This is a genomic window from Brachybacterium sp. EE-P12 (assembly GCF_003711805.1).
In the GTDB taxonomy this organism is placed as follows: Bacteria; Actinomycetota; Actinomycetes; order Actinomycetales; family Dermabacteraceae; genus Brachybacterium.
Genome location: NZ_QXCP01000006.1, coordinates 79,584 through 104,273, shown reverse-complemented (window position 1 = coordinate 104,273; position 24,690 = coordinate 79,584). Strand labels below are relative to the sequence as shown.

General features: G+C 72.0%; 21 protein-coding genes and 1 tRNA gene. 5 read left to right on the top strand and 17 right to left on the bottom strand.

Annotation, left to right across the window (positions count from 1 at the left end):
* Positions 1-5: 5 nt before the first annotated feature.
* The 11 genes from D1648_RS09995 to D1648_RS09945 form a co-directional block, all read right to left on the bottom strand.
* Positions 6-551 carry a F0F1 ATP synthase subunit B gene (locus D1648_RS09995; RefSeq protein ID WP_122941304.1) on the bottom strand — a complete coding sequence of 182 codons (546 nt, stop codon included), beginning with the start codon at positions 549-551 and terminating at the stop codon, positions 6-8.
* Between the two features lie 10 nt (positions 552-561).
* Entirely contained in the window at positions 562-792 is a 231-nt protein-coding gene (atpE, locus tag D1648_RS09990) for an ATP synthase F0 subunit C (RefSeq protein ID WP_122941302.1), read from the bottom strand.
* A 75-nt stretch (positions 793-867) separates the two neighbouring features.
* Positions 868-1,722 carry a F0F1 ATP synthase subunit A gene (gene atpB, locus D1648_RS09985; protein WP_241155437.1) on the bottom strand — a complete coding sequence of 285 codons (855 nt, stop codon included), beginning with the start codon at positions 1,720-1,722 and terminating at the stop codon, positions 868-870.
* A gap of 174 nt (positions 1,723-1,896) precedes the next feature.
* The gene (locus D1648_RS09980) at positions 1,897-2,385 is read right to left on the bottom strand and encodes a hypothetical protein (protein WP_122941297.1); all 489 of its coding nucleotides are present in this window, start codon (positions 2,383-2,385) and stop codon (positions 1,897-1,899) included.
* Complete coding sequence (locus tag D1648_RS09975) at positions 2,369-3,493, bottom strand: glycosyltransferase family 4 protein (protein ID WP_122941295.1); 1,125 nt, start codon at positions 3,491-3,493, stop codon at positions 2,369-2,371. The genes D1648_RS09980 and D1648_RS09975 overlap by 17 nt, the downstream gene beginning before the upstream one ends.
* Positions 3,490-4,473 (bottom strand): L-threonylcarbamoyladenylate synthase, encoded by a 984-nt coding sequence (locus D1648_RS09970; protein WP_122941292.1) that lies wholly within the window; start codon positions 4,471-4,473, stop codon positions 3,490-3,492. Before D1648_RS09970 ends, D1648_RS09975 begins: the two co-directional genes overlap by 4 nt.
* On the bottom strand, positions 4,470-5,402 hold the full coding sequence (gene prmC / locus D1648_RS09965; RefSeq protein ID WP_122941289.1) for a peptide chain release factor N(5)-glutamine methyltransferase: 933 nt from the start codon (positions 5,400-5,402) through the stop codon (positions 4,470-4,472). The genes D1648_RS09970 and prmC overlap by 4 nt, the downstream gene beginning before the upstream one ends.
* Positions 5,399-6,547, bottom strand: a complete 1,149-nt coding sequence (gene prfA, locus D1648_RS09960) for a peptide chain release factor 1 (RefSeq protein WP_122941287.1) — start codon at positions 6,545-6,547, stop codon at positions 5,399-5,401. The genes prmC and prfA overlap by 4 nt, the downstream gene beginning before the upstream one ends.
* A gap of 137 nt (positions 6,548-6,684) precedes the next feature.
* Positions 6,685-6,897, bottom strand: a complete 213-nt coding sequence (rpmE, locus tag D1648_RS09955) for a 50S ribosomal protein L31 (RefSeq protein WP_122941285.1) — start codon at positions 6,895-6,897, stop codon at positions 6,685-6,687.
* A gap of 181 nt (positions 6,898-7,078) precedes the next feature.
* Positions 7,079-8,056: a LacI family DNA-binding transcriptional regulator gene (locus tag D1648_RS09950; RefSeq protein WP_122941283.1), complete on the bottom strand. Its 978-nt coding sequence runs from the start codon at positions 8,054-8,056 to the stop codon at positions 7,079-7,081.
* Positions 8,053-10,071: an aldo/keto reductase gene (locus D1648_RS09945; RefSeq protein WP_122941281.1), complete on the bottom strand. Its 2,019-nt coding sequence runs from the start codon at positions 10,069-10,071 to the stop codon at positions 8,053-8,055. Before D1648_RS09945 ends, D1648_RS09950 begins: the two co-directional genes overlap by 4 nt.
* Before the next feature lie 407 nt (positions 10,072-10,478).
* Here D1648_RS09945 and D1648_RS09940 point away from each other — a divergent pair, with 407 nt between their 5' ends.
* From D1648_RS09940 to D1648_RS09930, 3 genes are read left to right on the top strand one after another with little or no spacing between them, the layout of a single operon-like run.
* The gene (locus D1648_RS09940) at positions 10,479-11,645 is read left to right on the top strand and encodes an ABC transporter substrate-binding protein (protein ID WP_241155459.1); all 1,167 of its coding nucleotides are present in this window, start codon (positions 10,479-10,481) and stop codon (positions 11,643-11,645) included.
* Positions 11,642-12,643, top strand: coding sequence for a carbohydrate ABC transporter permease (locus D1648_RS09935; protein WP_122941277.1), 1,002 nt, complete (start codon positions 11,642-11,644; stop codon positions 12,641-12,643). The genes D1648_RS09940 and D1648_RS09935 overlap by 4 nt, the downstream gene beginning before the upstream one ends.
* Positions 12,640-13,545 (top strand): carbohydrate ABC transporter permease, encoded by a 906-nt coding sequence (locus tag D1648_RS09930; protein ID WP_122941275.1) that lies wholly within the window; start codon positions 12,640-12,642, stop codon positions 13,543-13,545. Before D1648_RS09935 ends, D1648_RS09930 begins: the two co-directional genes overlap by 4 nt.
* Positions 13,546-13,573: 28 nt before the next feature.
* Here D1648_RS09930 and rho read toward each other — a convergent pair whose 3' ends face one another.
* From rho to lysA, 5 genes are all read right to left on the bottom strand, one after another.
* Positions 13,574-15,616: a transcription termination factor Rho gene (gene rho, locus D1648_RS09925; protein ID WP_122941273.1), complete on the bottom strand. Its 2,043-nt coding sequence runs from the start codon at positions 15,614-15,616 to the stop codon at positions 13,574-13,576.
* 327 nt (positions 15,617-15,943) lie between these two features.
* Positions 15,944-16,858 (bottom strand): homoserine kinase, encoded by a 915-nt coding sequence (thrB, locus tag D1648_RS09920; RefSeq protein WP_122941270.1) that lies wholly within the window; start codon positions 16,856-16,858, stop codon positions 15,944-15,946.
* The gene (thrC, locus tag D1648_RS09915) at positions 16,855-17,913 is read right to left on the bottom strand and encodes a threonine synthase (RefSeq protein WP_122941268.1); all 1,059 of its coding nucleotides are present in this window, start codon (positions 17,911-17,913) and stop codon (positions 16,855-16,857) included. Before thrC ends, thrB begins: the two co-directional genes overlap by 4 nt.
* A gap of 4 nt (positions 17,914-17,917) precedes the next feature.
* On the bottom strand, positions 17,918-19,273 hold the full coding sequence (locus tag D1648_RS09910; RefSeq protein WP_122941266.1) for a homoserine dehydrogenase: 1,356 nt from the start codon (positions 19,271-19,273) through the stop codon (positions 17,918-17,920).
* A gap of 142 nt (positions 19,274-19,415) precedes the next feature.
* Positions 19,416-20,828, bottom strand: a complete 1,413-nt coding sequence (gene lysA, locus D1648_RS09905) for a diaminopimelate decarboxylase (RefSeq protein ID WP_122941264.1) — start codon at positions 20,826-20,828, stop codon at positions 19,416-19,418.
* 354 nt (positions 20,829-21,182) lie between these two features.
* Between lysA and D1648_RS09900 the strand changes: the two genes are divergently transcribed.
* Both D1648_RS09900 and D1648_RS09895 read left to right on the top strand, forming a co-directional pair.
* The gene (locus tag D1648_RS09900; protein ID WP_122941262.1) at positions 21,183-23,462 is read left to right on the top strand and encodes a bifunctional alpha,alpha-trehalose-phosphate synthase (UDP-forming)/trehalose-phosphatase; all 2,280 of its coding nucleotides are present in this window, start codon (positions 21,183-21,185) and stop codon (positions 23,460-23,462) included.
* The gene (locus tag D1648_RS09895) at positions 23,459-24,502 is read left to right on the top strand and encodes a hypothetical protein (RefSeq protein ID WP_122941260.1); all 1,044 of its coding nucleotides are present in this window, start codon (positions 23,459-23,461) and stop codon (positions 24,500-24,502) included. The genes D1648_RS09900 and D1648_RS09895 overlap by 4 nt, the downstream gene beginning before the upstream one ends.
* A 76-nt stretch (positions 24,503-24,578) precedes the next feature.
* On the opposite strand, the gene D1648_RS09890 is transcribed toward D1648_RS09895, so the two are convergent.
* Positions 24,579-24,654: transfer RNA gene (locus D1648_RS09890), tRNA-Arg, on the bottom strand.
* Positions 24,655-24,690 lie beyond the last annotated feature (36 nt).

Genomic DNA, 24,690 nt, shown 5'->3' with positions numbered 1-24,690 from the left:
GGTCCTTATCGGGTGGTGGTCTGGCTCGACTCGAGGTCGTCCAGGAACCGGTCGATCACACGGCGGGAGCGCTCGTCGTCGGAGAGGGACTCCCCGACGATCTTCGAGGCCAGGTCGCTGGCGAGGGTTCCGACCTCGCTGCGCAGCTCGGTCGAGGCGGCGATCCGCTCGGCGGACAGCTGCTGACGGCCGGCGGCGAGCACGCGCTCGCTCTCGGCCTCGGCGCGGGCACGGGCCTCGTCGACGATCTTCTGACCGTCGGCGCGGGCCTTCTCGCGGATGGACGCCGCCTCCTGGCGCGCCGCCGCGAGCTCCTGCTCCTGATCGTTCTTGAGCTGGTCGACCTGTTCCTGGACCTGCTCCGCCTTGCGGAGGCCGCCCTCGATCTTCTCGGTGCGCTCGTCCAGCACCGCGGTGAGCCGCGGCAGGATGAACTTCATGAAGACCAGCGCGAAGATCACCAGGAAGATGAGCGACCAGACGATCTCCTGGGGCATCGGGACCAGAAGGCGCCAGCTGGGCACCGTCTGCTCTCCTTCGGCGAGAATCATGGGGTGAACCTCAGCCGAAGAGCAGGCCGGTGACGATGGCCAGCAGCGTCAGGATCTCGGTGAAGGCGATACCGATGAACATGGTGGACTGCAGGGCGCCGCGCAGCTCGGGCTGGCGGGCGGTGGCCTCGGCGGTCTTGCCGACGATGATGCCGATGCCGATGCCGGGGCCGATGGCAGCGAGGCCGTAGCCGATCGACGCGACGTTGCCGTTGAGCTCAGAGAGGATCATCGGGTCCACAGGGGGTTTCCTTTCGTTGTGCCGCCCGGGCGGGCGGCGGACAGGTCAGTCGGGGGTCGAGGGGTCGGGGGCAGGTCAGTGCTCGTCGGCGGTGGCCATCTGGATGTACACCGCGGCGAGGATCGTGAAGATGAAGGCCTGGAGGCCGGCGACGAAGATCTCGAAGCCGTAGATCCCGATCGCCAGCGCGCCGGCGAAGGGCGAGATCACGGTGAGCCACGAGGCGGAGAACAGCAGGCCGTGGGTCAGGCCGATGAAGACGACCATCATGATGTGGCCGGCGACCATGTTCGCGAGGAGTCGGATCGTGAGCGAGGCCCAGCGGATCAGGACCACCTGGAGGAACTCGATCGGCACCAGCAGGAGGTAGATGGGCTTGGGCAGGCCGGGCGGGGCGGTCTCGTGCTTGAGGTAGCCCGCGAACCCGCGCTTCTTCACTCCGGCGACGACGTAGACGACGAAGGTCCACAGCGCGGCGAGCAGCGGCAGGCCGATCACGGAGGTGCCGGCGAGGTTCAGGCCCGGGATGACGCCGGCGATGTTCATCGTCAGCAGGAACACGAACAGGGTGATCAGGAAGGGCGCGAAGCGCATGCCGTCCTTGAGGCCCAGCGTGTTCTTGATGATGCCGTTGTGCACGAACTCGATGATCAGCTCGACGATGCTCTGCGCACGGCCCGGCACGAGCTTCGCGCGGGAGGCGATGATGCACAGCACGATCAGCACGACGGCGATCATGATCAGGCGCACCAGCTGGACGCGGTTGAACTCGAAGGGGGTGCCCGCGAAGAGGAGAGCCTCCGGGAAGAACTCGTCCAGCGTCGGGATGTGGAAGAGCGAATCGCCCTCGGCGTGCAGCGTGGGGCTGAGGTCTGCGGTGTTCAGCTCGATCTCCCGGGGTCTGGGGCCGACAGCGGGGTGCCCGGCCACGTTGTGAATCTCGATCCGTGCCGACCCGGGTGCGGCCACCATTGCGTGCAGCGATGGACGACGCCGTGGCGTCCGGGTGGTCGATCAGTGGTCGGCCCGATCGCGGTTATGCACCGTGATCAGGGCTCGAACACCTCGGGAAGCATAACAGAGGATCCCCTTCGCACAGGGGCGTCAGCCATGGTCGCGGGGCTCGCTCGGAGGGGCGACGTCGAGCGGCTGGCGGGTGCGCATCAGCACCGTGGCCTCGACGACCATCGCCGAGACCGCACCGACCAGCAGTGCGAGCCCGATCCACGTGGTCGACAGCGCCGCCATGTCCCTGACCAGGAGTAGGACCAGGATCACAACGAACATCTTCACCGCCCAGGAGCCCAGCACCGTCGCGGCCATGCTCACCGGGGTCAGGCGCGGCCCGGCGAAGGCGATCGCGACGGTGGGCAGCACGATCACGAGCGTGAGGCCGGTCCCGACGAGCGCGCCGTACAGGGCCGCGCTCTCGGGCCGCGTCACGGCGATCGCGAGCAGCACGAGGTCCGCGACGAGGCCGACGCCGGCCGCGATCAGCGTCGCGCGCTGCATCGAGCGGTCGCTCGCGGCGCGGCGGGCGGAGACGGGAGGGCGGGCGCCGGGGTCGGAGGGGGTCTCAGGCTGAGCGGGCATCGTGGTCCTTCCGGTGGCGGCCGGGCCGCCATCTGAGGGGGTCGAAGGTGAGCAGGACGGCGAAGAGCATCCCGATCACCCAGAACAGCAGGACGGTGCGGAGGGAGGCCACCAGCGGCAGCAGCAGCCCCACGGAGATCACGATCGTCCAGGTGTACATGATCAGCACGGCGGTGCGCTTGGAGTGGCCGAGGCTGAGCAGGCGGTGATGGAGGTGGGCCTTGTCGGCGTGGAAGGGCGACTTGCCCGAGCCGATGCGGCGCAGCACGGCGAGCCCGAAGTCGAGGAACGGGACGACCATCACGCCGATGGGCAGGAGGATGGGCAGGAACTGACCGAAGAAGTCCGCGCCGGAGAGGCGCGCGGGGTCGACCTGCCCGGTGACCGCGATGGTGCTCGCGGCCAGCAGCAGGCCCAGCAGCATCGAGCCGGAGTCGCCCATGAAGATGCGGGCCCGGGTGAGGTTGTGGGGCAGGAAGCCCAGACACGCGCCGATCATCACGGCGGTCAGCAGCGCGGCGAGGGAGGAGTAGTCCGAGGCGGAGGTGCCGCGGGTGAGGGTGTAGGCGTAGACGAAGAAGGCGGAGCCGCCGATCGCCATGACCCCGGCGGCGAGCCCGTCGAGGCCGTCGACGAAGTTCACCGCGTTCATGCTCACCACCACCACGAGCACCGTGAGGATCAGCGCCGAGCGGCCGGAGAGCACCGTCATCCCGTTGATCGGGAGGGTCACGAGGCTCACGCCCTGCCAGGCGAGGAGGAGGGCGGCGAGCACCTGGCCGGCGAGCTTGGTGACCCAGTCCAGGTCCCAGCGGTCGTCGGCGGCGCCCAGCAGGCACACCAGCGCACCGGCGGCGAGGATCGCCCAGGGCTGGCGCGAGTCGTGGAAGAGCCCCTCGAGGAAGGGCACGTTGCTGGCGATGAGCATGGCCGCGACCACGCCGCCGAGCATCGCCAGTCCCCCCAGGCGCGGGGTGACGGCGTCGTGGACGTCGCGGTCCCGCACTGCCGTCATCGCCCCGGCGCGTCGGGCGAGCAGCCGCACCGCGGGCGTGACCAGGAAGGTCACCGCCGCCGCGAGCAGCAGCAGGAACAGATAGATCCTCACCCGGGCGTGTTCTCCGCGGCGGCGGTCCCGTCGTCGGGGCGGTCCTCGGGGCGTGCCCCGGGCGCGGGGTCGGGCTCGGCGGCGGGGGCGGCCGGCGGGGTCTCGGCGGAAGCCTGTGCAGGGGTGGCGAGCTCGGGCTCGGAGGGGAGGTCCAGCACGGGGGCCTCGGGAGCGGCGGGCTCGGCCCGGGCATCCTCGGTAGCCGGTACGGGACCGTCGGCGCTCGTCCCCTCGGCCTCCTGCGCGTCGCCCGTCGGCGCGTCGGCGTCGCCCGTCGCGGTGCCGTCGCCGTCCTCGCCCTGCTCGGCGTCCGCGTCCGCAGGGCCCTCCTCGGGCTCGGGGGCGGTGAAGATGTCCCCGACCACGTCGATGATCTGCTGCTTCGTGATCCCGCCCGCGCGGACGATCTCGGCGGGGGTCACGGTCGCATCCAGGATCGTGGAGCTCTCCCCGATCTGCGCATCGCCCCCGTCGAGGTAGATCTCGACCGCGTCGCCCAGCTGGGTCGCGGCCTCGAGGACCGTGCGCGCGGCGGGCTTGCCGTGGCGGTTGGCGCTGGAGACGGCCAGCGGGCCGGTGCGGCGCAGCAGCTCGAGGGCGGTCTCGTCCTCGGGCATGCGCAGCGCGACGGTGCCGCGGGTCTCCCCCAGGTCCCACGTGAGCGAGGGCTGGGCGGTGAGGATGATGGTCAGCGCCCCGGGCCAGAGCGCCTCGGTCAGGTCCTCGACGTAGTCCGGCAGGTCCGTCGCGAGCGCCATCAGCACGGCGTGGTCGCCGATCAGGACCGGGGGCGGGGTGTCGCGGCCGCGGCCCTTCGCCTCGAGCAGGTCCTGGACGGCCTGGGGAGTGAAGGCGTCGGCGCCGATGCCGTAGACGGTGTCGGTGGGCAGGACGATGAGACCACCGCCCCGCACGGCGTCGACGGCGGCGGCGAGGGCGTCCTCGCGGGATTCTGGGTTCTGGGTGTCGTGCACGCTCACCGTGACAGTCTCCCATGCCGACCCTCAGGGGCGTCGTCGCGGCGTCGCGCGAGGAGGAAGCGGTCGCGTCCGGTGAGGTCGGCGGCGGTCGCGATCTCCGCGAAGCCGCCGTGGGCCTCGGCGAGCCCGCGCGCCGCCGCGCCCTGCACGTCCGCGTGCTCCATCACGAGCATCCCTCCGGGCCGCAGCAGGCGGGCGGCCCAGGCCACGACCGCGCGCGGCACCTCGAGGCCGTCCTCTCCCCCGCCGAAGAGCGCGCGCTGGGGGTCGTGCTCGCGCACCTCGGGGTCCTGCGGCACGGCACCGGCGGGGATGTAGGGCGGGTTGGAGAGCACGGCGTCCACAGGGGCGGCCGCGGCGAGCTCGGGGACCTCGCCGAGGAGGTCAGCCCGCAGCACGCGGCCACGGCCGGGACCGCCGAGCTCGAGGTTCTGCGCCGCGAGCTCGGCGGCGGCCTCGTCGACCTCGACGGCGAGGACCCGGGCGGCGGGCAGCTCGTCGAGCACGGCGGCGCCGAGCGCGCCGCTGCCGGTGCAGAGGTCCACGACCTGTGCGAGCGGACCGTCGGTGCGCTCGCGCAGCAGGTCCAGGGCGAGCTCGGTCTCGGGGCGCGGGATGAACACCCCGGCCCGGACGCGCAGCTCGAGCCGGCGGAAGGGCGCGCGGCCGAGGATCAGCTGCAGCGGCTCGCGCGCCTCGCGCCGCACCGTCGTCTCCTCGAGCCGGGCCTCGAAGTCCTCGGGCAGCGCGTCCAGGAGCACGAGCGGACGGTCGGTGCGGGCGGCATGGGCGATCAGGGCGCGGGCGTCGACGCTCGGCGAGGGCACGCCGGCGCTGCCGAGACGCTCCGTGGTGGCGGCGAGGGCGGTGCGCAGGCGGGCTCGCAGGTCCTGGGACTCCGCGGCAGGCTGCGGGACCAGGGAGCTCATGGACGCTCCTCCGTGTCCGCGTCGGCGGCCTCCCGGGCGGCCTCGGCCAGGCGCGCCTCACGCTCGGCGCGGCGGGAGGAGTCGATGAGATCGCCGAGATCGCCGGCGAGGACCTGCGGGAGATTGCTCGCCTTGTACCCGGTGCGGTGGTCGGCCACCCGCGACTCGGGGAAGTTGTAGGTGCGGATCCGCTCGCTGCGGTCGACGGTGCGCACCTGGGAGCGGCGCGCGGCGGAGGAGACCGCCTCCTGCTCCGCCCGGCGCGCGTCCAGCAGCCGGGTGCGCAGGATCCGCAGCGCCTGCTCGCGGTTCTGCAGCTGGCTCTTCTGGTCCTGGCAGGAGACGACGATGCCGGTGGGGACGTGGGTGATGCGCACCGCCGAGTCGGTGGTGTTCACGCTCTGCCCGCCGGGGCCGGAGGAGCGGAAGACGTCGATGCGCAGGTTCGCGGGGGCCATCGCCTCGGACAGCAGCTCGGACTCGTCGGCCTCGTCCGCCTCGGGCAGGACGAGCACGCCGACGGCGGAGGTGTGGATGCGCCCCTGGGACTCGGTGACGGGGACACGCTGGACGCGATGCACCCCGGCCTCGTGCTTGAGGTGGGCGTAGACCCCGTCCCCGGGGGCGCCGGCGCCGCGGGAGGCGATCGCGACGGTGACGTCCTTGAGGCCGCCGAGCTCGGTGGGCGAGGAGGTCAGCACCTCGGTGCGCCAGCCCTTCGCCTCTGCGAAGGCCCGGTACATCCGCAGCATCTCCGCGGCGAAGAGCGCGGACTCCTCGCCGCCGGCGCCGGCCTTGATCTCGAGGATCACGTCGCGGGCGTCGTCCGGATCGCGGGGGGCCAGGAGCTCCTCGAGGTGGGCACGCTCGGCCTCGAGGCGCTCCCGGAGCTGCGCGGTCTCGGCGGCGAGCTCCTCGTCCTCCTCCCCCAGCTCGGCGAGCTCGGCGGCGGTGGCGAGGTCGGCGGCGGTGCGGTCCCGGCGATCGGCGGCCTCGAGGATGCCCTCGAGCTCCGCGTAGCGTCGTCCCACGCGACGTGCCCGGCCGGGGTCGTCGTGCAGGTCGGGATCCGCCATCGACTCCTGCAGCCGCGCATGCTCCTGGCGCAGCGGCGCCAGACGATCGCCGCTCTCGTGCTCGCTCATCGGTGCTCCTCCGCCCCTCCGGGGCCCTGCGGACGACGACGCCGGTGCGCGCCCTGGGGCGCGCACCGGCGTCGGAGACGTGCTGTGCGTGGGTCAGGCCGCGCAGGCGACCGGACCGTCCGCCGCTCGCAGAAGGGTCAGGAGTTCTTCTTGCCGTAGCGGGCCTGGAAGCGGGCGACGCGGCCGCCGGTGTCCAGGATCTTCTGCTTGCCGGTGTAGAAGGGGTGGCACGCGGAGCAGACCTCGGTGCTGATGACGCCGTCGGTCTTGGTGCTGCGGGTGGTGAACGAGTTGCCGCAGGTGCAGGTCACCTGGGTCTCGACGTATGCGGGGTGGATGTCAGCCTTCATGTCTCTCCTTGCTCGGGGTCGCTGGGTCGGCGCCCGACGGGCGCCGTGAACCAGAACCGACGTCACAGTCTGCCACGGCGGAGCCCTGCGGGGCGAGGGCCGCGGATGCGGCGTGCGCAACATCGCAGGGCCTGCGCCGTTGCCGGAACCGCCGCCGAGCCCGGCACGCGGCCGGTCGCGCTCAGGTGGAGTCGCGCACGACGAGTCGGTAGTCGACCTGCCGGTGCGCCTCCTCACCGTTGAGCGGCACCGTCCCCTCGAGCATCCCGGCAACGAGGGTCACGGTCTCCCGGGCGACGCGGTCGATGTCGAGGGCGAGGGTGGTCAGCTCCGGGGTGACCAGGGTCGAGAGCTCGAGCCCGTCCACCCCCGTCACGCGCACCTGCTCGGGCACGGCGACGCCCCGGCGGCGCAGCGCCCGCAGCATCCGCACCGCGAGCTCGTCGTTGAAGGCGACGAGCACGTCGGTGCCGCCCGCGAGGAGCTCCGGCAGCGCCTCCTCGTGCCCCTCGCGCGCAGGCACCGTCCGCACCGGCACCTCCCCGCCCTCGACGAGGCCGGACAGGGCGCCGGCCAGCGCGCGCGAGCGCTCGCCGGTCTCCCCGGTGCCGAGGTCGAGCACGACGGGGCGGCGCGCCCCCCGCTCCCGCAGGTGCGCGGCGAGGTCCTCCATCGCACGGGCGCGAGGGAGCTCGAGCACGCCCGCGTCGGCGATCTGGTCCGGGGTGCCGTCGACCTGCACGATCGGCATGCCGCCGCCGCGGATCCCCGCGGTCGCCACGCCGTAGCCGACCAGCGCGTCGACACGGCGCGAGAGGTCCGCGGCGACCCGCTCGGGCTGCGGGGCGTCGTCGGCCTCGGCCAGGACGACGTTCCAGCCGTACGGGGCGCAGGCGCGCACCACGGCCGCGCCGAGCTCCGCGTAGTAGCTGTTCGAGAGGCTCCCGACGACCAGGCCGAGCGTCGTCGGGCCCTGCTCGACCAGACCGCGCCCGAAGCGGGAGGGACGGTAGTTCAGCTCCTTCGCCGCCTCGAGCACGCGGTCGCGGGTGGCGGCGCTGATGCCGGGCAGATCGTTCATCGCCCGCGAGACGGTCTGCCGGGAGACCCCCGCCCTCGCGGCGACGTCGATGATCGTCGCCCGGCGCGCGGAGGTCATCGCGTCGGCGCCTTGAGATCCAGCCAGGCCATCTCCTGCGGGCTGAGCTCGACCCCGAGGCCGAGGGTGGAGGAGCGCATCTCGCCGATGCTGCGCGGCCCGAACAGGGCGAAGGTCGGGAACTGCTGGTGCAGCACGAAGGCGAGGGCGATCGCGGTGGCGGGCACGCCGCGCTCGGCGCCGAGCTCCTGGGCGCGGGCGAGGCGCTCGAAGTTCTCGTCGCTGTAGTAGCAGCGCACGAGCTCCGCGTCCGAGCGGTCCTCGGGATGGGCGCGGCCGGTGAAGAACCCGCGGGCCTGCGAGGACCAGGGCAGCAGCGCGATGCCGCGTTCGGTGAGCCATGCCTTGGAGTCGGGGTCGGTGGCGTGCACGCAGCCGGCCCACGGCACGTCCAGCGCCTCGGCGAGCCCGAAGTGGTTCGACAGGATCGTGAAGCCGGTGCGGCCGTTGGCCTGCGCATAGGCGTTGGCCTCGTCGACGCGCTCGGGCGTCCAGTTCGACCCGCCGTAGGCGCGGATCCGGCCGGCGCGCAGGTGCTCGTCCATGACGTCGACGAACTCGCCGACGGGGACGTCGGGGTTGTCGCGATGCATCATGTACAGGTCCGCATAGTCGGTGCCCTGCCGATCGAGGGACTCCTCGAGCTGACGGGTGAGCGACTCGGGGTCGCAGTGCGGGGTGTGGGCCCCCTTGGTGATCATCACGACGTCCTCGCGCACGCCGCGATTGCGCACCCACTGGCCCACCAGCTGCTCGATGTACCCGCCTCCGTAGATGTAGGCGGTGTCGAAGGTGGTGCCGCCGATCTCGAAGAAGGCATCGAACATCGCCGAGGCGTGGGCGAGGTTCATCTGGTTGTCGCAGCCCATGACCAGGCGGGAGAGCTGCTTGTCGACGCCCGGGACCGTGCCGTAGGCCATCGGCACGCCGGCGCCGGTGGGCACGCTGGCGGCCTGCAGGGGCCGGCCGGTGAGGGTGGGGATGTCCGCGGTGTCCTGCTCGAAGGGGAAGCGCAGCGAGAGCTCCTCGCGCCAGGCGTCCAGCGCCCGGGCCTGCCCGAGGGAGTTCTCGGCGGTCAGCTCGGGAACCTCGGCGCCCTCGCGGGCGGCGCGGGCCAGGGCGTCGGCCTCGAGGGCGTAGGCGGAGGCGGCGGGCACCTCGATCCGGCGCGGCTCCTCGCCCACCACGTCGAGCTCGACGACCTGCTGCTCGGTCAGGCCCCACGGATCGGCGAGCCGGATCACGCCGCGGGAGCCGGTGATCGTGGCGGACTGCGGATCGGCCAGGCGCACTCCGGTGCGCAGGCTCGCCGTCGCGCCGCCGGGGAAGGTCAGCTCGGCCGCGGCCCACTCGTCCACGCCCGTCGGCCCGAGGGCTCCGCGGCCGGTGAGGGTCGCGGGCTCGACGAACGGACGGCCCGCGGCGGCACCGGCGACGAAGCGGGCGAAGGACAGCGGGTAGCAGCCGACGTCGAGGATGCCGCCGCCGGCGGTGGCGGCGTCGAAGAGGCGGCCGCTGCGCGATCCGGTGTCGAAGGAGAAGGAGGCGTCGACGTGGACGAGCTGGCCGATCGCGCCGTCGGAGACGAGCTCGAGGACCGTCGCGGTCTGGGGGTGGAAGCGGTACATGTACGCCTCCAGCAGCACCTTCCCGGAGCGGGCGGCGAGATCGAGCAGGGCCATGGAGGTGCCGGAGTTCGGGGTCAGCGGCTTCTCGACCAGCACGTGCTTGCCGGCCTCGAGCGCCGCGGCGGCCAGACGGGCGTGACCGGTGTGGACGGTGGAGACGTACACCGCGTCGACCTCGTCGCTGGCGAGGACCTGCTCGTAGTCGCCCACGATCGCGGGCTCGGCCAGCGGGAACTCCTCGGCGAAGGCGCGCGCCCGCTCGGCCGAGCTGCTGCCGACGGCGACCAGGACACCGTGGTCCGAGTCGGGCAGCTGGGCGGCGAAGCGGCGGGCGATCGCGCCGGGGCCCAGGACGGCCCAGCGGAAGGGGGTGGCGGCATTGCTCATGGGGGTGGGGTCCTTCGGGGGCGGAGACGGAGTTCGTGAACGTTCACGACACGGAGCACGCTATCCGGTTCCGGCTCCGCCCACAAGCGGATCCGCGACGGCGGCGTGCAACGAGCAGCGGCCGGTCCCGCACCGCCGATCCGCCTCGGCCCTGTTGACGACGCACCCCCATCCTGCCATGATCCACGTCACACGTGAACGTTCACGTCCTCTTTCGCCGCTCGATGAGGAGGGTGCGCATGTCCCCGCTGTCCACCGTCAGATCCCGTCCGCTTCCGCCGCCGCCATCTGGAGGACCCTGTCTCTCCCGCCGCGCTCTCATGCTCGGCGCCGCAGGCCTGATGCCGCTCGCGGCAGCCGGATGCGGATCCCCGGAGACTATCTCCGAGGATCCCTCGGAACTCGTGATGTGGTACTGGAACCGGTCGGCGAGCCCCGAGCTGCTCGACCAGGCGAGCAGCGCCATCCCCGGGACGGACAAGCATGTGAGGGCCGACGTGATCGGCACGAACTTCGACACGAAGCTCCGCACGAGCCTCGCGGGGAAGGCATACATCCCCGACATCACGTACATCAACTCGAACAACGCCCTGTATTTCACCAACGAGGACCTCTTCCTCGACCTGGACGAACTCGGCGCGGACGCCGTCAAGAGCGACTTCTACGAGTGGAAGTGGGAGCTCGGCATCACACCGAAGGGCCGGTTCTGCTTCTTCCCGCTCGACATCGGCCCCACGGGCTTCTTCTACCGTCAGGACGTCTTCGAGGACGCAGGTCTGCCCAGCTCGCCCGAGGACGTCTCTGCGGCGATCACCACCTGGGAGGACTGGATCGCCCTGGGCGCGGAGCTGAAGGACAGCGCCGGCTCCTTCCTCGTGAACGACGCCCAGAACATCTTCGAGGGATATCTGAACTCGAGCCCGGAACGGTACTTCGACACCGACGACAACGCCCTCTACCTCGAGGACGGCTCCGCCGTGCGCAGGGCATGGGACGTCACCATCACCGCCATCGAGGCCGGGCTCACCGCGAAGATCCCTCGCGATCGGGGCACCGATCAGAACGCGGCGTGGTCTTCCGGACGCACCGCGGGCAACATCGGCGCGGCTTGGTGGACGCAGATCCTCGCCGAGTCCGCTCCGGACACCGAGGGAAGCTGGCGGATCGCCTCACAGCCGGTCCGCGCCGGGAACAACGGCGGCTCCTTCGCCGCGCTCCCCCACACCTGCAAGGATCCCGAGGCCGCCCTGGCGTTCCTGACATGGATCAACTCGCCGTCCAACCAGGCTCTCGCGTACGAGGACGTCCAGCTGTTCCCCTCCACCCCCGACTCGTTCACCGACCTGAGCTACTCGGGGACCTTCTTCGGCGACCAGGATCCGCTGGACTTCTTCTCCACGGCGGCCGAGACCGTGCCGACCAGCTTCATCAGTGCCTGGGAGACGATGATCGGGGGATCCTTCACCTTCGAGATCGCCAACGTCGAGACGACCGGCAAGGACCCCGATCAGGCTTGGGCGGATGCCCTGTCCCAGGCCGAGCGGGTGCTGACGAAGCGAGGTGTCGAGGTATGACGGCCGCACCGCCCGCCATCGCCCGACCCGACGCCCCCGCGCCCGCTCCCGCGCCAGGACGGAGGGACACGCGAGCGCGCCGACGTCGGAGACGTCGCGAGAACCTCCCCCTGTACATCGCGATCTCTCCGTTCTACCTCCTGTTCGCCGTCTTCGGACTGTTCCCCATCCTGTTCTCGATCGTGCTGTCCTTCACCGACTGGGACGGGATGGGCGAGATCTCCTTCGTGGGGCTGGCCCAGTACCAGTTCCTCGTCACCGACGATCGCTTCTGGAACGCGGTGGGGAACACCTTCATCATCTGGATCCTCTCCACGGTGCCGATGCTGTTCCTGGCGATGGCCATCGCCTTCCTGCTGCACCAGAACATCCGCTTCACACCCTTGTACCGCGTCGCGTTCTTCCTGCCGAACGTCACCTCGATGGTGGCGATGGCGATCGTGTTCGGCTCCGTCTTCTCCGACACCTTCGGCCTCGTGAACTCCGCCATGACCGCTCTGGGCCTGGACGCGGTGCCGTGGCTGTCGAGTCCATGGGGCATCAAGATCACGATCGCCGCCATGGTCATCTGGCGCTTCACCGGCTACAACGCGATCATCTACCTCGCGGGGCTGCAGTCCATCCCCACCGACCTCTACGACGCCGCACGCGTCGACGGCGCGAGCCTCCTGCAGGTGTTCTTCCGCATCACCATCCCGCTGATGCGGCCGATCATCCTCTTCACCGTCATCACCTCCACCATCGGCGGTCTCAGCCTGTTCACCGAGCCGCAGGTGCTGCTCGGCGACGGCGGCGGCGCCGGCGAGGCCGGCATGACGATCGTGCTGTACCAGTACAACCAGGCGTTCACCCAGTTCGACTTCGGCTACGGCTCCGCCATCGCCTGGGCACTCTTCCTCATCGCCGCGGTCTTCGCCATCATCAACTGGCGCCTGGTCTCCGGGCGCGGTGACGGCCCCGCCCGGCGTCCCCGCGCACGGAAGGACTCCCGCCGATGACCGCCGCCCCGCCCCTGCCCCGCACCACGGCCTCCGGACGGAAGTCGACTCGCCGTGCGATCTCACCGCACTACGGCGCCCGTTCCCTGGTCGCAAAGATCGTCGTCCACCTGTGCGTGCTGATCGGCGTGGTCCTGTCGATCTTCCCGTTCTACTGGCTGGTCGTCATGTCCACCTCGACCACGGCGGAGATCTTCGGCTACCCGCCGAAGCTGACCTTCGGAGACAGCTTCGTCGAGAACGTCCGGAACGTCGTCCAGAGCGTCGACATGCTGCAGGCCCTCACGAACACGGTGATCGTCTCCGGCGCCTGTGCGCTGCTGGTGATGTTCTTCGACTCCCTCGCGGCGTTCGCCTTCGCGAAGTTCGACTTCCCCGGGAAGAACGTGCTGTTCGTCCTGCTGATCGCGACGATGCTGGTGCCCGGGAGCCTCTCGCTCGTGCCCAGCTTCATCCTGATGTCCCAGATCGGATGGGTGGGCACGCTGCAGGCGCTCATCGTCCCCGGCGCCGCGAACGCCTTCGGAATCTTCCTGCTGCGGCAGATGGCGGCGGGATCGATCCCCGATGAGCTGGTGGAGTCCGCGCGCATCGACGGCGCAGGGTTCTTCACCACCTACTGGAGGATCGCCGTGCCGCTGCTGCGCGGCGGCCTCGCGTTCCTCGGGATCTTCACCTTCATCGCGGCCTGGAACGACTACGTCTGGCCGCTGATCGTCCTGGTGAATCCCGAGCGGCAGACCCTGCAGACAGCGCTGCAGAACCTCAACTCCCTGTATCTCACCGACTACGGGATGGTGATGGCGGGCGCTCTCATCAGCGTCGTCCCCCTCATCGGGGTGTTCATCATCGGGTCGAGGCACTTCATCGCGAACATCGCCGCCGGGGCGATCAAGGGCTGAGCGCTCCGACGGCGACGGCAGTGCGGGCTCAGTCGCCGCTGCGGGAGCCGACGCTGGGAGTGTTCTTCTGGACCGTCATGAGGAACTCGGTGTTCGACTGGGTCTTCTTGGTCCGCTCCAGGAGCAGCTCGAGCGCCTGCTGCTGCTCGAGCGCGCCGAGGACCCGACGCAGCTTCCACATGATCGACAGCTCGTCCTTGCCCATGAGCACCTCCTCGCGGCGGGTGCCGGAGGCGTTGACGTCCACGGCCGGGAAGATCCGCTTGTCCGCGAGGTGGCGGGACAGGCGCAGCTCCATGTTGCCGGTGCCCTTGAACTCCTCGAAGATCACCTCGTCCATCTTCGAGCCGGTCTCCACCAGCGCGGAGGCGAGGATCGTCAGCGAACCGCCGTGCTCGATGTTGCGCGCGGCGCCGAAGAACCGCTTAGGCGGGTACAGCGCCGAGGCGTCCACACCGCCGGAGAGGATCCGGCCCGAGGCGGGGGCGGCGAGGTTGTAGGCGCGCGAGAGCCGGGTGAGGGAGTCCAGCAGCACCACGACGTCCTTGCCCATCTCCACCAGGCGCTTGGCCCGCTCGATCGCGAGCTCGGCGACGATGGTGTGGTCCGAGGCGGGCCGGTCGAAGGTCGAGGCGATGACCTCGCCCTTGACCGTGCGCTGCATGTCGGTGACCTCCTCGGGACGCTCGTCGACGAGCACGACCATGAGGTGGACCTCGGGGTTGTTGGTGGTGATCGCGTTGGCGATCTGCTGCATGATGATCGTCTTGCCCGCCTTCGGGGGCGCGACGATGAGGCCGCGCTGGCCCTTGCCGATCGGCGAGACGAGATCGATGATCCGCGGCGCGAGGGCGGTCTGCGTGGTCTCCAGGCGCAGGCGCTCGTCCGGGTACAGCGGGGTGAGCTTGGAGAAGTCGACCCGCTGGCGCGCCCTCTCGGCGGGCATGCCGTTGATGGTGTCGACCTGCACCAGCGCGGCGTACTTGCTGTGGTTGGCGCCGCCCTTGCCGCGGCGGTTGCGGCCGCCGCCGTGGTGCTGCTGATGCTCGACGCGCTGCTCCTCGCCGTCGCGGGGGGCCTTGACCTGGCCGGTGACGGCGTCGCCCTTGCGCAGGCCGTTCTTGCGCACCTGGTTCATCGTCACGTAGACGTCGCTGGGGCCGGGCAGGTAGCCGGTGGTGCGCACGTAGGCGTTGTTGTCGCGGATGTCGAGGATGCCGGCGATCTGCATCAGCTCGTCGCCGTCGCGCACCTCATGGTCATCCTGCGAGCCCTGACCGCCCTGGGAGCCCTGCCCCTGGCCGCCCTGGTCGTTGCCGCCCCGGCCGCGGCGCTTGCGGTCACGCGAGCGGTTGCGGCTGCGGGAGCGGCCGCGGCGGTCGTCGTCGTAGCCGTCGCCGCTCTGGCGGTCGTCCTGCTGCTCGCCGGAGCGGTCCGGCAGCTCGATGTCCTCGAGCCGACGACGGGGCGCACCGCCCTGCTGATCGCCCTGGCGACCGCGGCCCTGCTGCTCCCGTCCCTGCCGCTCGCGAGGCTGCTCGTCGCCTCGCTGCTGGTCACGACCCTGCTGCTGGTCGCGGCTCTGCCCATCACCGCGCTGCTGGTCACGGTTCTGCTGCCCGTCACGCTGCTCGCCGCGGCGGTCGCGGTCGCCCTGCTGGCCCGCGCCCTCGCGGGAGGACGTGCGCTCGCGGGCGGCGCCGCGCTCGGGGAGCTCGATGCCGAGGTCCGGGGCGCTGTGCTCAGGGCCCGGCGCGGAGGCCTCACGGGTGCTGCGCGAGCGCGAGCGGGTGCGGGGGCGCTCGCTCTCGTCGGCGGCGGGGGCCTCCTGGGCCTCGGGCCCGGGGCCGGAGGTGGTGGCGAGGGCCGTCGTCGTGGACGCGCTCGTCGCCGCGGGGGTCTTCTCGGCGGGCGCGGTCGGCGCCGCAGGAGCGCCTCCCCCGCGGATCGCCTCGATCAGCTCGCCCTTGCGCAGCCGCCGGGCCCCCTTGATGCCGAGCTCTGCGGCAATGGCCTGCAGCTCGGGGAGCTTCTTCGCCGCGAGATCTGCGCCGGAGGTGGTGTCGTTCACCCGGGTTCCTTCCTGTCGAGCCGGCCTCGCCGGCTCATGTCTGGTCTGGATGCCGCTCAGGGCCGGGGTCCATGCCCGGGCGCTGCGGCGGCGGGTCCGTGCAGGATGCTCGCTCGCGGTGCGGGACGACTGCGACCGACCTGCCGGTGTGCTTCGGGGTGCGTCGAGGGCGGCGTACGGGACCATGGGGCATCCCACATGGGAGATGCGGGGACCGTGCGCGGCACTGCTCGGCGAGCACATCGGGGGCGCGGAGATCTGCGCAGAGGATCCCGTCGGGATCGTGATGCAGGGATCAGCGTCGTGCGATGTCGCCTGGACGCAGGCTCAACCTACCACAGGCGCCGACGGCTGCTCACGCAGCGGGACCTCGGCGATCCGCCAGTTGGAGGGTTCGCTCACGAAGCGGCGCACGAGCGGAGCGATCTCGCTGCGGCGGCCGGCCAGCACCAGCACCGAGGGCCCGGCGCCGGAGATCACCGCGGGATGGCCCTCCTGCCGCAGCACCCGCATGAGCTCGAGGCTCTCGGGCATCCCCGGAGCACGCTGCTCCTGGTGGAGGCGGTCCTCCGTGGCCTCCATCAGCAGCTCGGGGTCACCGGCCAGCGCATGCACCAGCAGCGCGGAGCGGGAGGCGTTGAACACCGCGTCGGCGTGAGGGACCTCGGCGGGCAGCAGGCCGCGCGCTCGGTGCGTGGACAGGGTCGCGGAGGGCAGCAGCACCACCGGGCGCAGCACCTCGGGGCCGTGGCGCAGCGGCACCGCCCGGGCAGTCTTCCCCTGCATCCAGGAGAGCACGGGACCGCCCAGCAGGGCCGGGGCGGCGTTGTCCGGATGGCCCTCGAACTCGGTGGAGAGCTGCAGCACCGCCTGGTCGTCCAGCGCCGCCGGCTCGGAGAGCATCCCGCGGGCCAGGAGCAGCCCCGCCACGGTCGCGGCGGCGCTCGAGCCGAGGCCCCGGCCGTGCGGGATCCGGTTCACGGCGTGCAGGCGCAGCCCGCTCTGGGGTGCTCCGGCATGGTCGAGGCCGCGACGCAGGGCCCGCACCACCAGGTGCTCCTCGCCGTGGGGGACGGAGCCCGCCCCCTCCCCGCCCACGGTGATCTCGAGCCCGCCCGTGGTGGCCTGGACCGTGAGCTCGTCGCAGAGGTCCAGGGCCAGGCCCATGGTGTCGAAGCCGGGGCCGAGGTTCGCGGAGGTCGCGGGGACCTGTACGGAGACCTGCGTGTGCTGGATCCTCACAGGCCGATGGCTTCCGCGGCCGCTGCGATGTCCACCGGCACCACCGTCGGGGTGAGGTCGTGCTGGGTGAGCGCCGTGTCGGTGTCCTTGAGCCCGTTGCCGGTCACGGTGATCGCGATCGTGGCCCCGGCGGGGACCTGTCCCCGCTCGGCCTGCTGCAGCAGTCCGGCCACGCCCGCCGCGGAGGCGGGCTCGACGAAGATCCCGACCTCGGCCGCGAGCAGCTTCTGCGCGTCCAGGATCTGCTGGTCGGTGACCGCGTCGATCAGCCCGCCGGAGTCGTCGCGCGCCTCGACGGCCAGGTGCCACGAGGCGGGCGCGCCGATCCGGATCGCGGTCGCGACGGTCTCGGGATCGGTGATCGGGTGCCCGGCGACGAAGGGCGCGGCGCCGGCGGCCTGGAAGCCCCACATCGCGGGCAGCGAATCGGTGATCCCCTTCTCGCGGTACTCGCGATATCCCATCCAGTAGGCGGAGATGTTCCCGGCGTTGCCGACGGGCAGGACGTGCACGTCGGGGGCGCGGCCCAGCGCGTCCGCGATCTCGAAGGCCGCGGTCTTCTGCCCCTGGAGCCGGTAGGGGTTCACCGAGTTCACCAGCTCGATGGGGTGCTCGGCGTCGAGCTTGCGGGCGATCTCGAGGCAGTCGTCGAAGTTGCCGTCGACCTGGATGAGCTTCGCGCCGTGCACGACGGCCTGGGCGAGCTTGCCCGCCGCGATCTTCCCCTGCGGGATGAGCACCGCGCAGGTGATCCCCGCGGCGGTCGCATAGGCGGCGGCGGAAGCGGAGGTGTTCCCGGTCGAGGCGCACACCACCGCGGTCGCGCCGTCGCTGACGGCCCGGGACATCGCCGAGACCATGCCGCGATCCTTGAAGGAGCCGGTCGGGTTCATCCCCTCGACCTTGACGTGCACCTCGGCGCCGACCCGGTCGGACAGCGCGGGGGCGGCCACGAGCGGGGTGCCGCCCTCGCCGAGGGTGAGGAGGGTGTCGTCGCCGGCGAAGGGCAGGTGCTCGCGGTACTCGGCGAGGACGCCGCGCCACTGGTGGGCCATGGGGTCAATCTCCTTCGATGCGGAGGACGGAGTCGATGCTGAGCACGGTCGCGGTCGAGGAGAACATGTCCAGCGAGGCGGTCATCGCGCTCTCGAGCGCGCGGTGGGTGCTGATGCCGATGTGGGCGCGGTCCGCGCCCTGGCCCTCGCCGTCGGCGAGCAGCTCCTGGTGGATCGTCGAGATCGAGATGCCGTAGCCGGAGAGGGTCCCGGCGATCTCGGCGAGCACGCCGGGACGGTCCTCGACCGTCAGCGAGACGTAGAACGCGCTGCGCAGCTCCTCGAGCGGGATCGACTCGAGCTCGGCGTAGCGGGACTCGCGCGGTCCCACTCCCCCGTGCACGCGGGCACGGGCGGTGGAGACGACGTCGCCGAGGATCGCCGAGGCGGTCGGCGCGCCGCCGGCGCCCTGGCCGTAGAACATCAGGGAGCCGGCGGCGTCGGCCTCGACGAACACGGCGTTGTACGCCTCGGAGACGGAGGCCAGCGGATGGGCCTCGGGGATCAGCGCGGGGTAGACGCGGGCGGAGATCCGCTCGCCGTTCTCCTCCGCGATCCGCTCGACGATGGACAGCAGCTTGATCGTGCGGCCCATCCGACCGGCGGCGGCGATGTCCTGGGCCGAGACTGCGCTGATGCCCTCGCAGTGCACGTCGGACAGCCGCACCCGGGAGTGGAAGGCCAGGGACGCGAGGATCGAGGCTTTCGCGGCGGCGTCATGGCCCTCGACGTCGGCCGTCGGGTCGGCCTCGGCGTAGCCGAGCTCCTGCGCGCTCGCGAGCGCGTCGCCGAAGTCGGCGCCGGTGCGGGTCATCGCGTCGAGGATGTAGTTGGTGGTGCCGTTGACGATGCCCATGACGCGCTGGATCCTGTCGCCGGCCAGGGATTCGCGCACGGGGCGCACGACGGGGATCGCGCCCGCGACGGCGGCCTCGAAGGACAGGTCCACGCCGTGCACGTCCGCGGCCTCGTAGAGCGCGGGGCCGTCCTGGGCCAGCAGCGCCTTGTTGGCGGTGACGACGCTCGCTCCGTGCGCCATCGCCTCGAGCAGCAGGGTGCGGGCCGGCTCGATGCCGCCCATCACCTCGATCACCAGGTCGGCCTCGCGCACGAGCGCACTCGGGTCCTCGGTGAGCAGCGCGGCGGGCACGTGCTCGCCGCGGTCCCGGGAGCGGTCGCGCACGGCGATGCCGATGACCTCGAGGCGGGCGCCCACGCGGTGGGCGAGCTCGTCCCCCTGCTGGGCGAGCAGGCGCAGCACCTCGGTGCCGACCGTGCCGGCGCCGAGCACCGCCACCCGCAGGGCGGGGCGGGTCGGGAGGTCCGGTGTCGCCGGAGGCTGCGGGACGTGCTGGGACATGGGCGAGGGGTCCTTCCACAGGGGCCGGGATGCGGCCGGGGGCGGGCTCTGCGCACTGTAGCCGAGGTGGGCGTCGGTGCGTGACCGCGTATGAACGCGTGCGTCGGGGCCGGGGCCCCGCGGGATCGCGGGGCCGCGCCGGTCAGCCGACGTCGAGGCCGAGGAGGTCCTCCTCCGTCTCCCGGCGGAGCAGGGTGCGGATCTCCCCGTCCTTCACGGCGACCACGGGCGGGCGCGGGACGTGGTTGTAGTTCGAGGCGAGCGAGTAGCAGTAGGCGCCGGTGACGGGCACGGAGATCAGGTCGCCGCGGCGCACGTCGGCCGGCAGGTACTCGTCCTTGACGACGATGTCGCCGCTCTCGCAGTGCTTGCCCACCACGCGCACCACCTCGGGCGGCTCGGCGGAGACGCGGCCGCTGAGCAGGCAGGAGTAGTCGGCGTCGTACAGGGCGGTGCGCACGTTGTCGCTCATGCCGCCGTCCACGGAGACGTACACGCGGTGGTGGGGGCCGCCGAGGCGCACGTCCTTGACGGTGCCGACGGTGTAGAGGGTCTGGGTGGAGGGGCCGGCGATCGCGCGGCCCGGCTCGAAGGCGAGGTGCGGGACCTCGAGCTCGAGGTCGTGGCACTGCTTCTCGACGATCCCGGCGATCCCGCTCGCGAGCGCCTCCGGCTCGGCGGGGGTGTGCTGGGTGTTGTACATGACGCCGAAGCCGCCGCCGAGATCGAGATGGGTGATCGTGTGGCCGAGCTCGTCCCGCACCTGGGCGACGAGGTCCAGCACCCGGCGGGCCGCGACCTCGAAGCCGCCGGTGTCGAAGATCTGCGAGCCGATGTGGGAGTGCAGGCCCACGAGGTCGAGCTGCGCGGCGTCCAGCACCCGGCGCACGGCCTCGAAGGCGATGCCGCCGGTGAGGGAGAGACCGAACTTCTGGTCCTCGTGGGCGGTGGCGATGAACTCGTGGGTGTGGGCCTCCACGCCCGTGGTCACGCGCAGCATGACGGCGGCGCGCACGCCCAGCTCGGCGGCGACGGCGTCGACCAGGTCGACCTCGTCGAGGGAGTCGACCACGATCCGGCCCACCCCCGCCTCGAGGGCGCGGCGGATCTCGGCGACGGACTTGTTGTTGCCGTGCAGCGCGATCCGCTCGGGCGGGAACTGCGCGCGCAGGGCGACGGCGAGCTCCCCGCCGGTGCACACGTCCAGGCCCAGCCCGTCCTCCTCGACCCAGCGGGCCACCGCGCCGCACAGGAACGCCTTGCCGGCGTAGTAGACGTCGGCCCCGGCGTGGGGGCGGAACGCCTCGGCGAAGGCGTCGCGGAAGCGGCGGGCGCGGCGGCGGAAGTCGTCCTCGTCGAGCACGAAGGCGGGGGTGCCGACCTCCTCGGCGATGCGGCGGACGTCCACGCCGCCCACCTCGACGGCGCCGTCGACGGTGCGTCGGGTGGTGCGGGACCAGAGGCCGTCGATGAGCGTGTTGACGTCGCTGGGGTAGGGCAGCCACGTGGGGGCCGCGTCGTTGCCGTGGAGGGCACCGGCTTCGTGGGCGCGCATGGGGGCTCCTGGTCCTCGCTGGGGTCCGGGGGACGATGTGCGCCGACGGCGCCCTGGGATCGTACGAGGACCGGGGCCGGTCCCGCGCACGGGTCCGCACCGCGAACATCGCACGGGCTCCCCCTCCCGCCCCGGTGCGGTCGGCGCCCACCGTCCGGTCGGCCGCTGTCCCGGCAGGTCCGGACGTCAGGGCGAGTGCGCTGGTGAGAGCGGCGCCGGTCGGGTGAGGGCTCGCCGCGTGAGGCATCGCACTTGATAGGCTCGGGCCGTCGGCGCGGGAGCCGCCAGGGCCCGTCCACGGTCCCCCGACGCATGCGCTCCTCGCCCCTGACCCGTTCCAGCGAAGGAGTCCCGGTGTCCACCACCCCCGCCCCCGAACAGCCCCGCGGCCACGAGCTCGTAGTCGTCGCCAACCGCCTGCCCGTCGACTCCCGCACCCTGCCCGACGGCGCCACCGAGTGGGTGACCAGCCCCGGCGGCCTCGTCACCGCGATGGAGTCGGTGATGCGCACCGTCGACTCGGGGGCCTGGGTGGGCTGGGCCGGATCGCCCGGCGAGGCACCGGACCCCTTCGAGGCCGATGGGATGAGCCTGTACCCGGTGCGGCTCGAGCAGCAGGACGTCGAGCGCTATTACGAGGGGTTCTCCAACGGGACCCTGTGGCCGCTGTACCACGACGTGATCGTCGACCCGGTCTTCCATCGCACCTGGTGGGACTCGTACCTCTCGGCCAACCGGCGCTTCGCCGAGGCCGCCGCACCGGTCGCCGCCCGCGGCGGCACGATCTGGGTGCACGACTACCAGCTGCAGCTGGTGCCGCGGATGATCCGGGAGAAGCGGCCCGACGTGCGGATCGGCTTCTTCAACCACATCCCCTTCCCCTCCGTGGAGCTGTTCTCCCAGCTGCCCAAGCGCAACTCGATCCTGCGCGGCCTGCTCGGCGCGGACCTGCTGGGCTTCCAGCGCGAGAGCGACACCCTGAACTTCGTCGCCGCGGTGCGGAAGCTGCTGGGCTATCACGTCGATGGCACGACGATCTCGGTGCCCGGCCTGGGAGCGGCGCCGCGGCGCGAGGTCGAGGCGCGCACCTTCCCGATCTCGATCGACTCCGCCGCCGTCTCCGCCCTCACCGAGGACCCGGACATCCGCGCCCGCGCGGAGCAGCTGCGCCACGACCTCGGCGATCCCGACAAGGTGGTGCTGGGGGTGGACCGGTTGGACTACACCAAGGGCATCCGCCACCGTCTGAAGGCCTGGGGCGAGCTGCTGGACGACGGGGCGATCGATCCGCATGACGCAGTCATGATCCAGGTCGCGACCCCGTCGCGGGAGCGCGTGGAGGCCTATCGGCAGCTGCGCGACGAGGTCGAGCTGACCGTGGGACGCATCAACGGAGAGCATGCACCGCTGGGCCGTCCGGCGGTCTCCTACCAGCACCACTCCTTCGACCGGCGCGACATGACGGCGATGTACATGGCCGCGGACGTGGTGCTCGTGACCGCGCTGCGGGACGGGATGAACCTCGTCGCCAAGGAGTACGTCGCCTCCCGCCCGGATCTCCGCGGCGTGCTCGTGCTCAGCGAGTTCGCGGGCGCCGCCGACGAGCTGCGCGCCGCCGTGCTGGTCAACCCCCACGACATCGACGAGCTCAAGGCCGCGATCCTCAAGGCCCTGGCCATGCCGGTCGAGGAGCAGGAGGAGGCGATGCGCTCGCTGCGCCACCAGGTGATGGAGAACGATGTGCAGACCTGGGCTCACGACTTCCTGGACCATCTCGGGCACGTCGGCGCCGAGGCGCAGGCCGCGGTGCCCTCGGTGAGGCTCCGCGGCGACGAGCCCAGCGACCCGGCCGCTGTCGACGAGGCGCTGCGCACCTTCTCCGATGTTCCGCGCCTGCTGATCGCCACGGACTTCGACGGCGTGCTCGCGCCGATCGTCGAGGACCGCGACGCGGTGCAGCCCGATGCGGAGGCCCTCGCCGCGCTGCGGGACCTGGCCGAGCTGCCCGGGGTCGCGGTCGCCCTCGTCTCCGGCCGCGCGCTCGAGGATCTAAACGGGCACACGCGGATGCCCAGTTCCGTGGTGCTCGTCGGCTCCCACGGCGCGGAGGTCGGGGCGCTGCCGCCGTGGATGCAGGCCGAGGTGCTGGACCGCTCCTCGCTGTCGATGACTCCGGAGAAGGAGGAGCTGCTCGGGACGATCACCGCCGAGCTGCGCCGGATCTCCCGCGCCCATCCCGGCGCGGAGGTCGAGACGAAGCCGACCGCCGCGGTGCTCCACACCAGGAACGCCACCGGTCGCGGGGGCCACAACGCGACGGAGTCCGCTCTCGAGTACGCCACGTCCCTGCCGGACGTGACCGTCACCCCGGGCAAGGAGGTCGTCGAGTTCGCGGTGGTGCACACCTCGAAGGGCGTCGCCGTCGACGCGCTCGCCCGGGCGAGCGCCGCGGATGCGTGGCTCTATCTCGGCGACGACGTGACCGACGAGTCCGTCTTCGCGACGGCCGAGGAGCGGGACGTGACGGTGAAGGTGGGCGGCGGCGACACCGCAGCGGGGCTGCGGATCGCGGACACCGTCGCGGCACGTGAGGTGCTGCAGCGGCTGCGCGAGCTGCGGAGCGAGCAGAGTTGACGAGTCTCGACCTGACGCCGCTCGAGCGCAGGCCGAGTCCCCTCTCCCGTCTGCGATCCCTCGGCGCCTCCCCCATCCAGGTCGTCGGGGCCACCATCGGCGGGGTGATCCTGTTCGGCCCCATGATCGGCATCCTGGTGGCCGTCCTCCGCCCGGGGACGGACTGGGGATTCGTCGGCACCATGACGCTCTTCGCAGCGTGCGGCGCCTGGGCCCTGTTCGACGTGCTGCGCAAGGCGGGGACCGGCACCGGGCTCGAGGGAGTGGCCCGCGCGAACGGGCTGACGCTGCAGCGCTCGGTCGAGGCCCGTCACTACACGGGCAGTCGGTTCCGCAGCGGGGAGCGGATCATCCTGCACAGCCTGCGCACTCACACGTCGCCGGCCCTCGAGGTCGGCGACACGTGGCCGACGAAGCGGGTCAGGATCAGGCTGGGCTCCTCGGGGACGGTGAGCGCGGCGAACGCGCCGCAGGCGGAGGGCTTCGTGCGAGTGGTCCTCCCTCCCGGCGACCATCCGACGCTCCGGACCTTCCCGATGACTGCGCAGCTGGACGACGCCCTCTGGAGGCTGCTCGGCGACTGCAGCCTGGAGATCCACGGCCGGGAGATCACCGTGATGGGCTCGCAGCCGCTCGAGCCGGAGTCCCCCGAACGGCTCACCGCCGCCTTCCAGCTCGCCGACGCCCTCGCCCAGTTCGCGGGAGCCACGCAGTCGACCGGCGCGGACGTTCCGCCGCCCGAGCCCGTGCAGCGCGGCGGCACTCGCCGCACCCGCCATCCGCTGACGATCGTCGGCGGCGTGCTGGGATTCTTCGTCGTGGTCTCGGTGGCGTTCGCGATCGTGATGTCGAGCCTGGAGGGCCTCCACCTCGGCGAGGCAGGACTCCACGCCGTGCTGGCCTGGGGCATCGTCCCGGTGATCGGTGTGCTCGTGGCGCTCCTGCTCCGCTGGGCCACGGTGCGGCCTCGACGGTCCCGTCGCAGTGAGCGCGCCTCCCGGCGCGAGCGGTGGCGGTCCGGCGAGGACGCGTGGCGCTGAGGCGGGGGACGACGCCCCGGGAACGGGAAGATCCCCGGCCCGCGGCCCTGAGGGGCCGCTGACCGGGGATCTCCCGTGGTGCCCGCGACAGGATTCGAACCTACGACCTTCTGCTCCGGAGGCAGACGCTCTATCCACTGAGCTACGCGGGCGGACTCCAGGAGTCTAGCAACACCTGGGGGTGCGGC

Bases quoted from the DNA above. Each gene is read 5' to 3' on its own strand.
- D1648_RS09995 (WP_122941304.1), bottom strand. From the start codon at position 551: ATGATTCTCGCCGAAGGAGAGCAGACGGTGCCCAGCTGGCGCCTTCTG.
- D1648_RS09980 (WP_122941297.1), bottom strand. From the start codon at position 2,385: ATGCCCGCTCAGCCTGAGACCCCCTCCGACCCCGGCGCCCGCCCTCCC.
- prmC (WP_122941289.1), bottom strand. From the start codon at position 5,402: ATGAGCTCCCTGGTCCCGCAGCCTGCCGCGGAGTCCCAGGACCTGCGA.
- prfA (WP_122941287.1), bottom strand. From the start codon at position 6,547: ATGAGCGAGCACGAGAGCGGCGATCGTCTGGCGCCGCTGCGCCAGGAG.
- rpmE (WP_122941285.1), bottom strand. From the start codon at position 6,897: ATGAAGGCTGACATCCACCCCGCATACGTCGAGACCCAGGTGACCTGC.
- D1648_RS09950 (WP_122941283.1), bottom strand. From the start codon at position 8,056: ATGACCTCCGCGCGCCGGGCGACGATCATCGACGTCGCCGCGAGGGCG.
- D1648_RS09945 (WP_122941281.1), bottom strand. From the start codon at position 10,071: ATGAGCAATGCCGCCACCCCCTTCCGCTGGGCCGTCCTGGGCCCCGGC.
- D1648_RS09940 (WP_241155459.1), top strand. From the start codon at position 10,479: ATGTGGTACTGGAACCGGTCGGCGAGCCCCGAGCTGCTCGACCAGGCG.
- D1648_RS09935 (WP_122941277.1), top strand. From the start codon at position 11,642: ATGACGGCCGCACCGCCCGCCATCGCCCGACCCGACGCCCCCGCGCCC.
- D1648_RS09930 (WP_122941275.1), top strand. From the start codon at position 12,640: ATGACCGCCGCCCCGCCCCTGCCCCGCACCACGGCCTCCGGACGGAAG.
- thrC (WP_122941268.1), bottom strand. From the start codon at position 17,913: ATGGCCCACCAGTGGCGCGGCGTCCTCGCCGAGTACCGCGAGCACCTG.
- D1648_RS09910 (WP_122941266.1), bottom strand. From the start codon at position 19,273: ATGTCCCAGCACGTCCCGCAGCCTCCGGCGACACCGGACCTCCCGACC.
- lysA (WP_122941264.1), bottom strand. From the start codon at position 20,828: ATGCGCGCCCACGAAGCCGGTGCCCTCCACGGCAACGACGCGGCCCCC.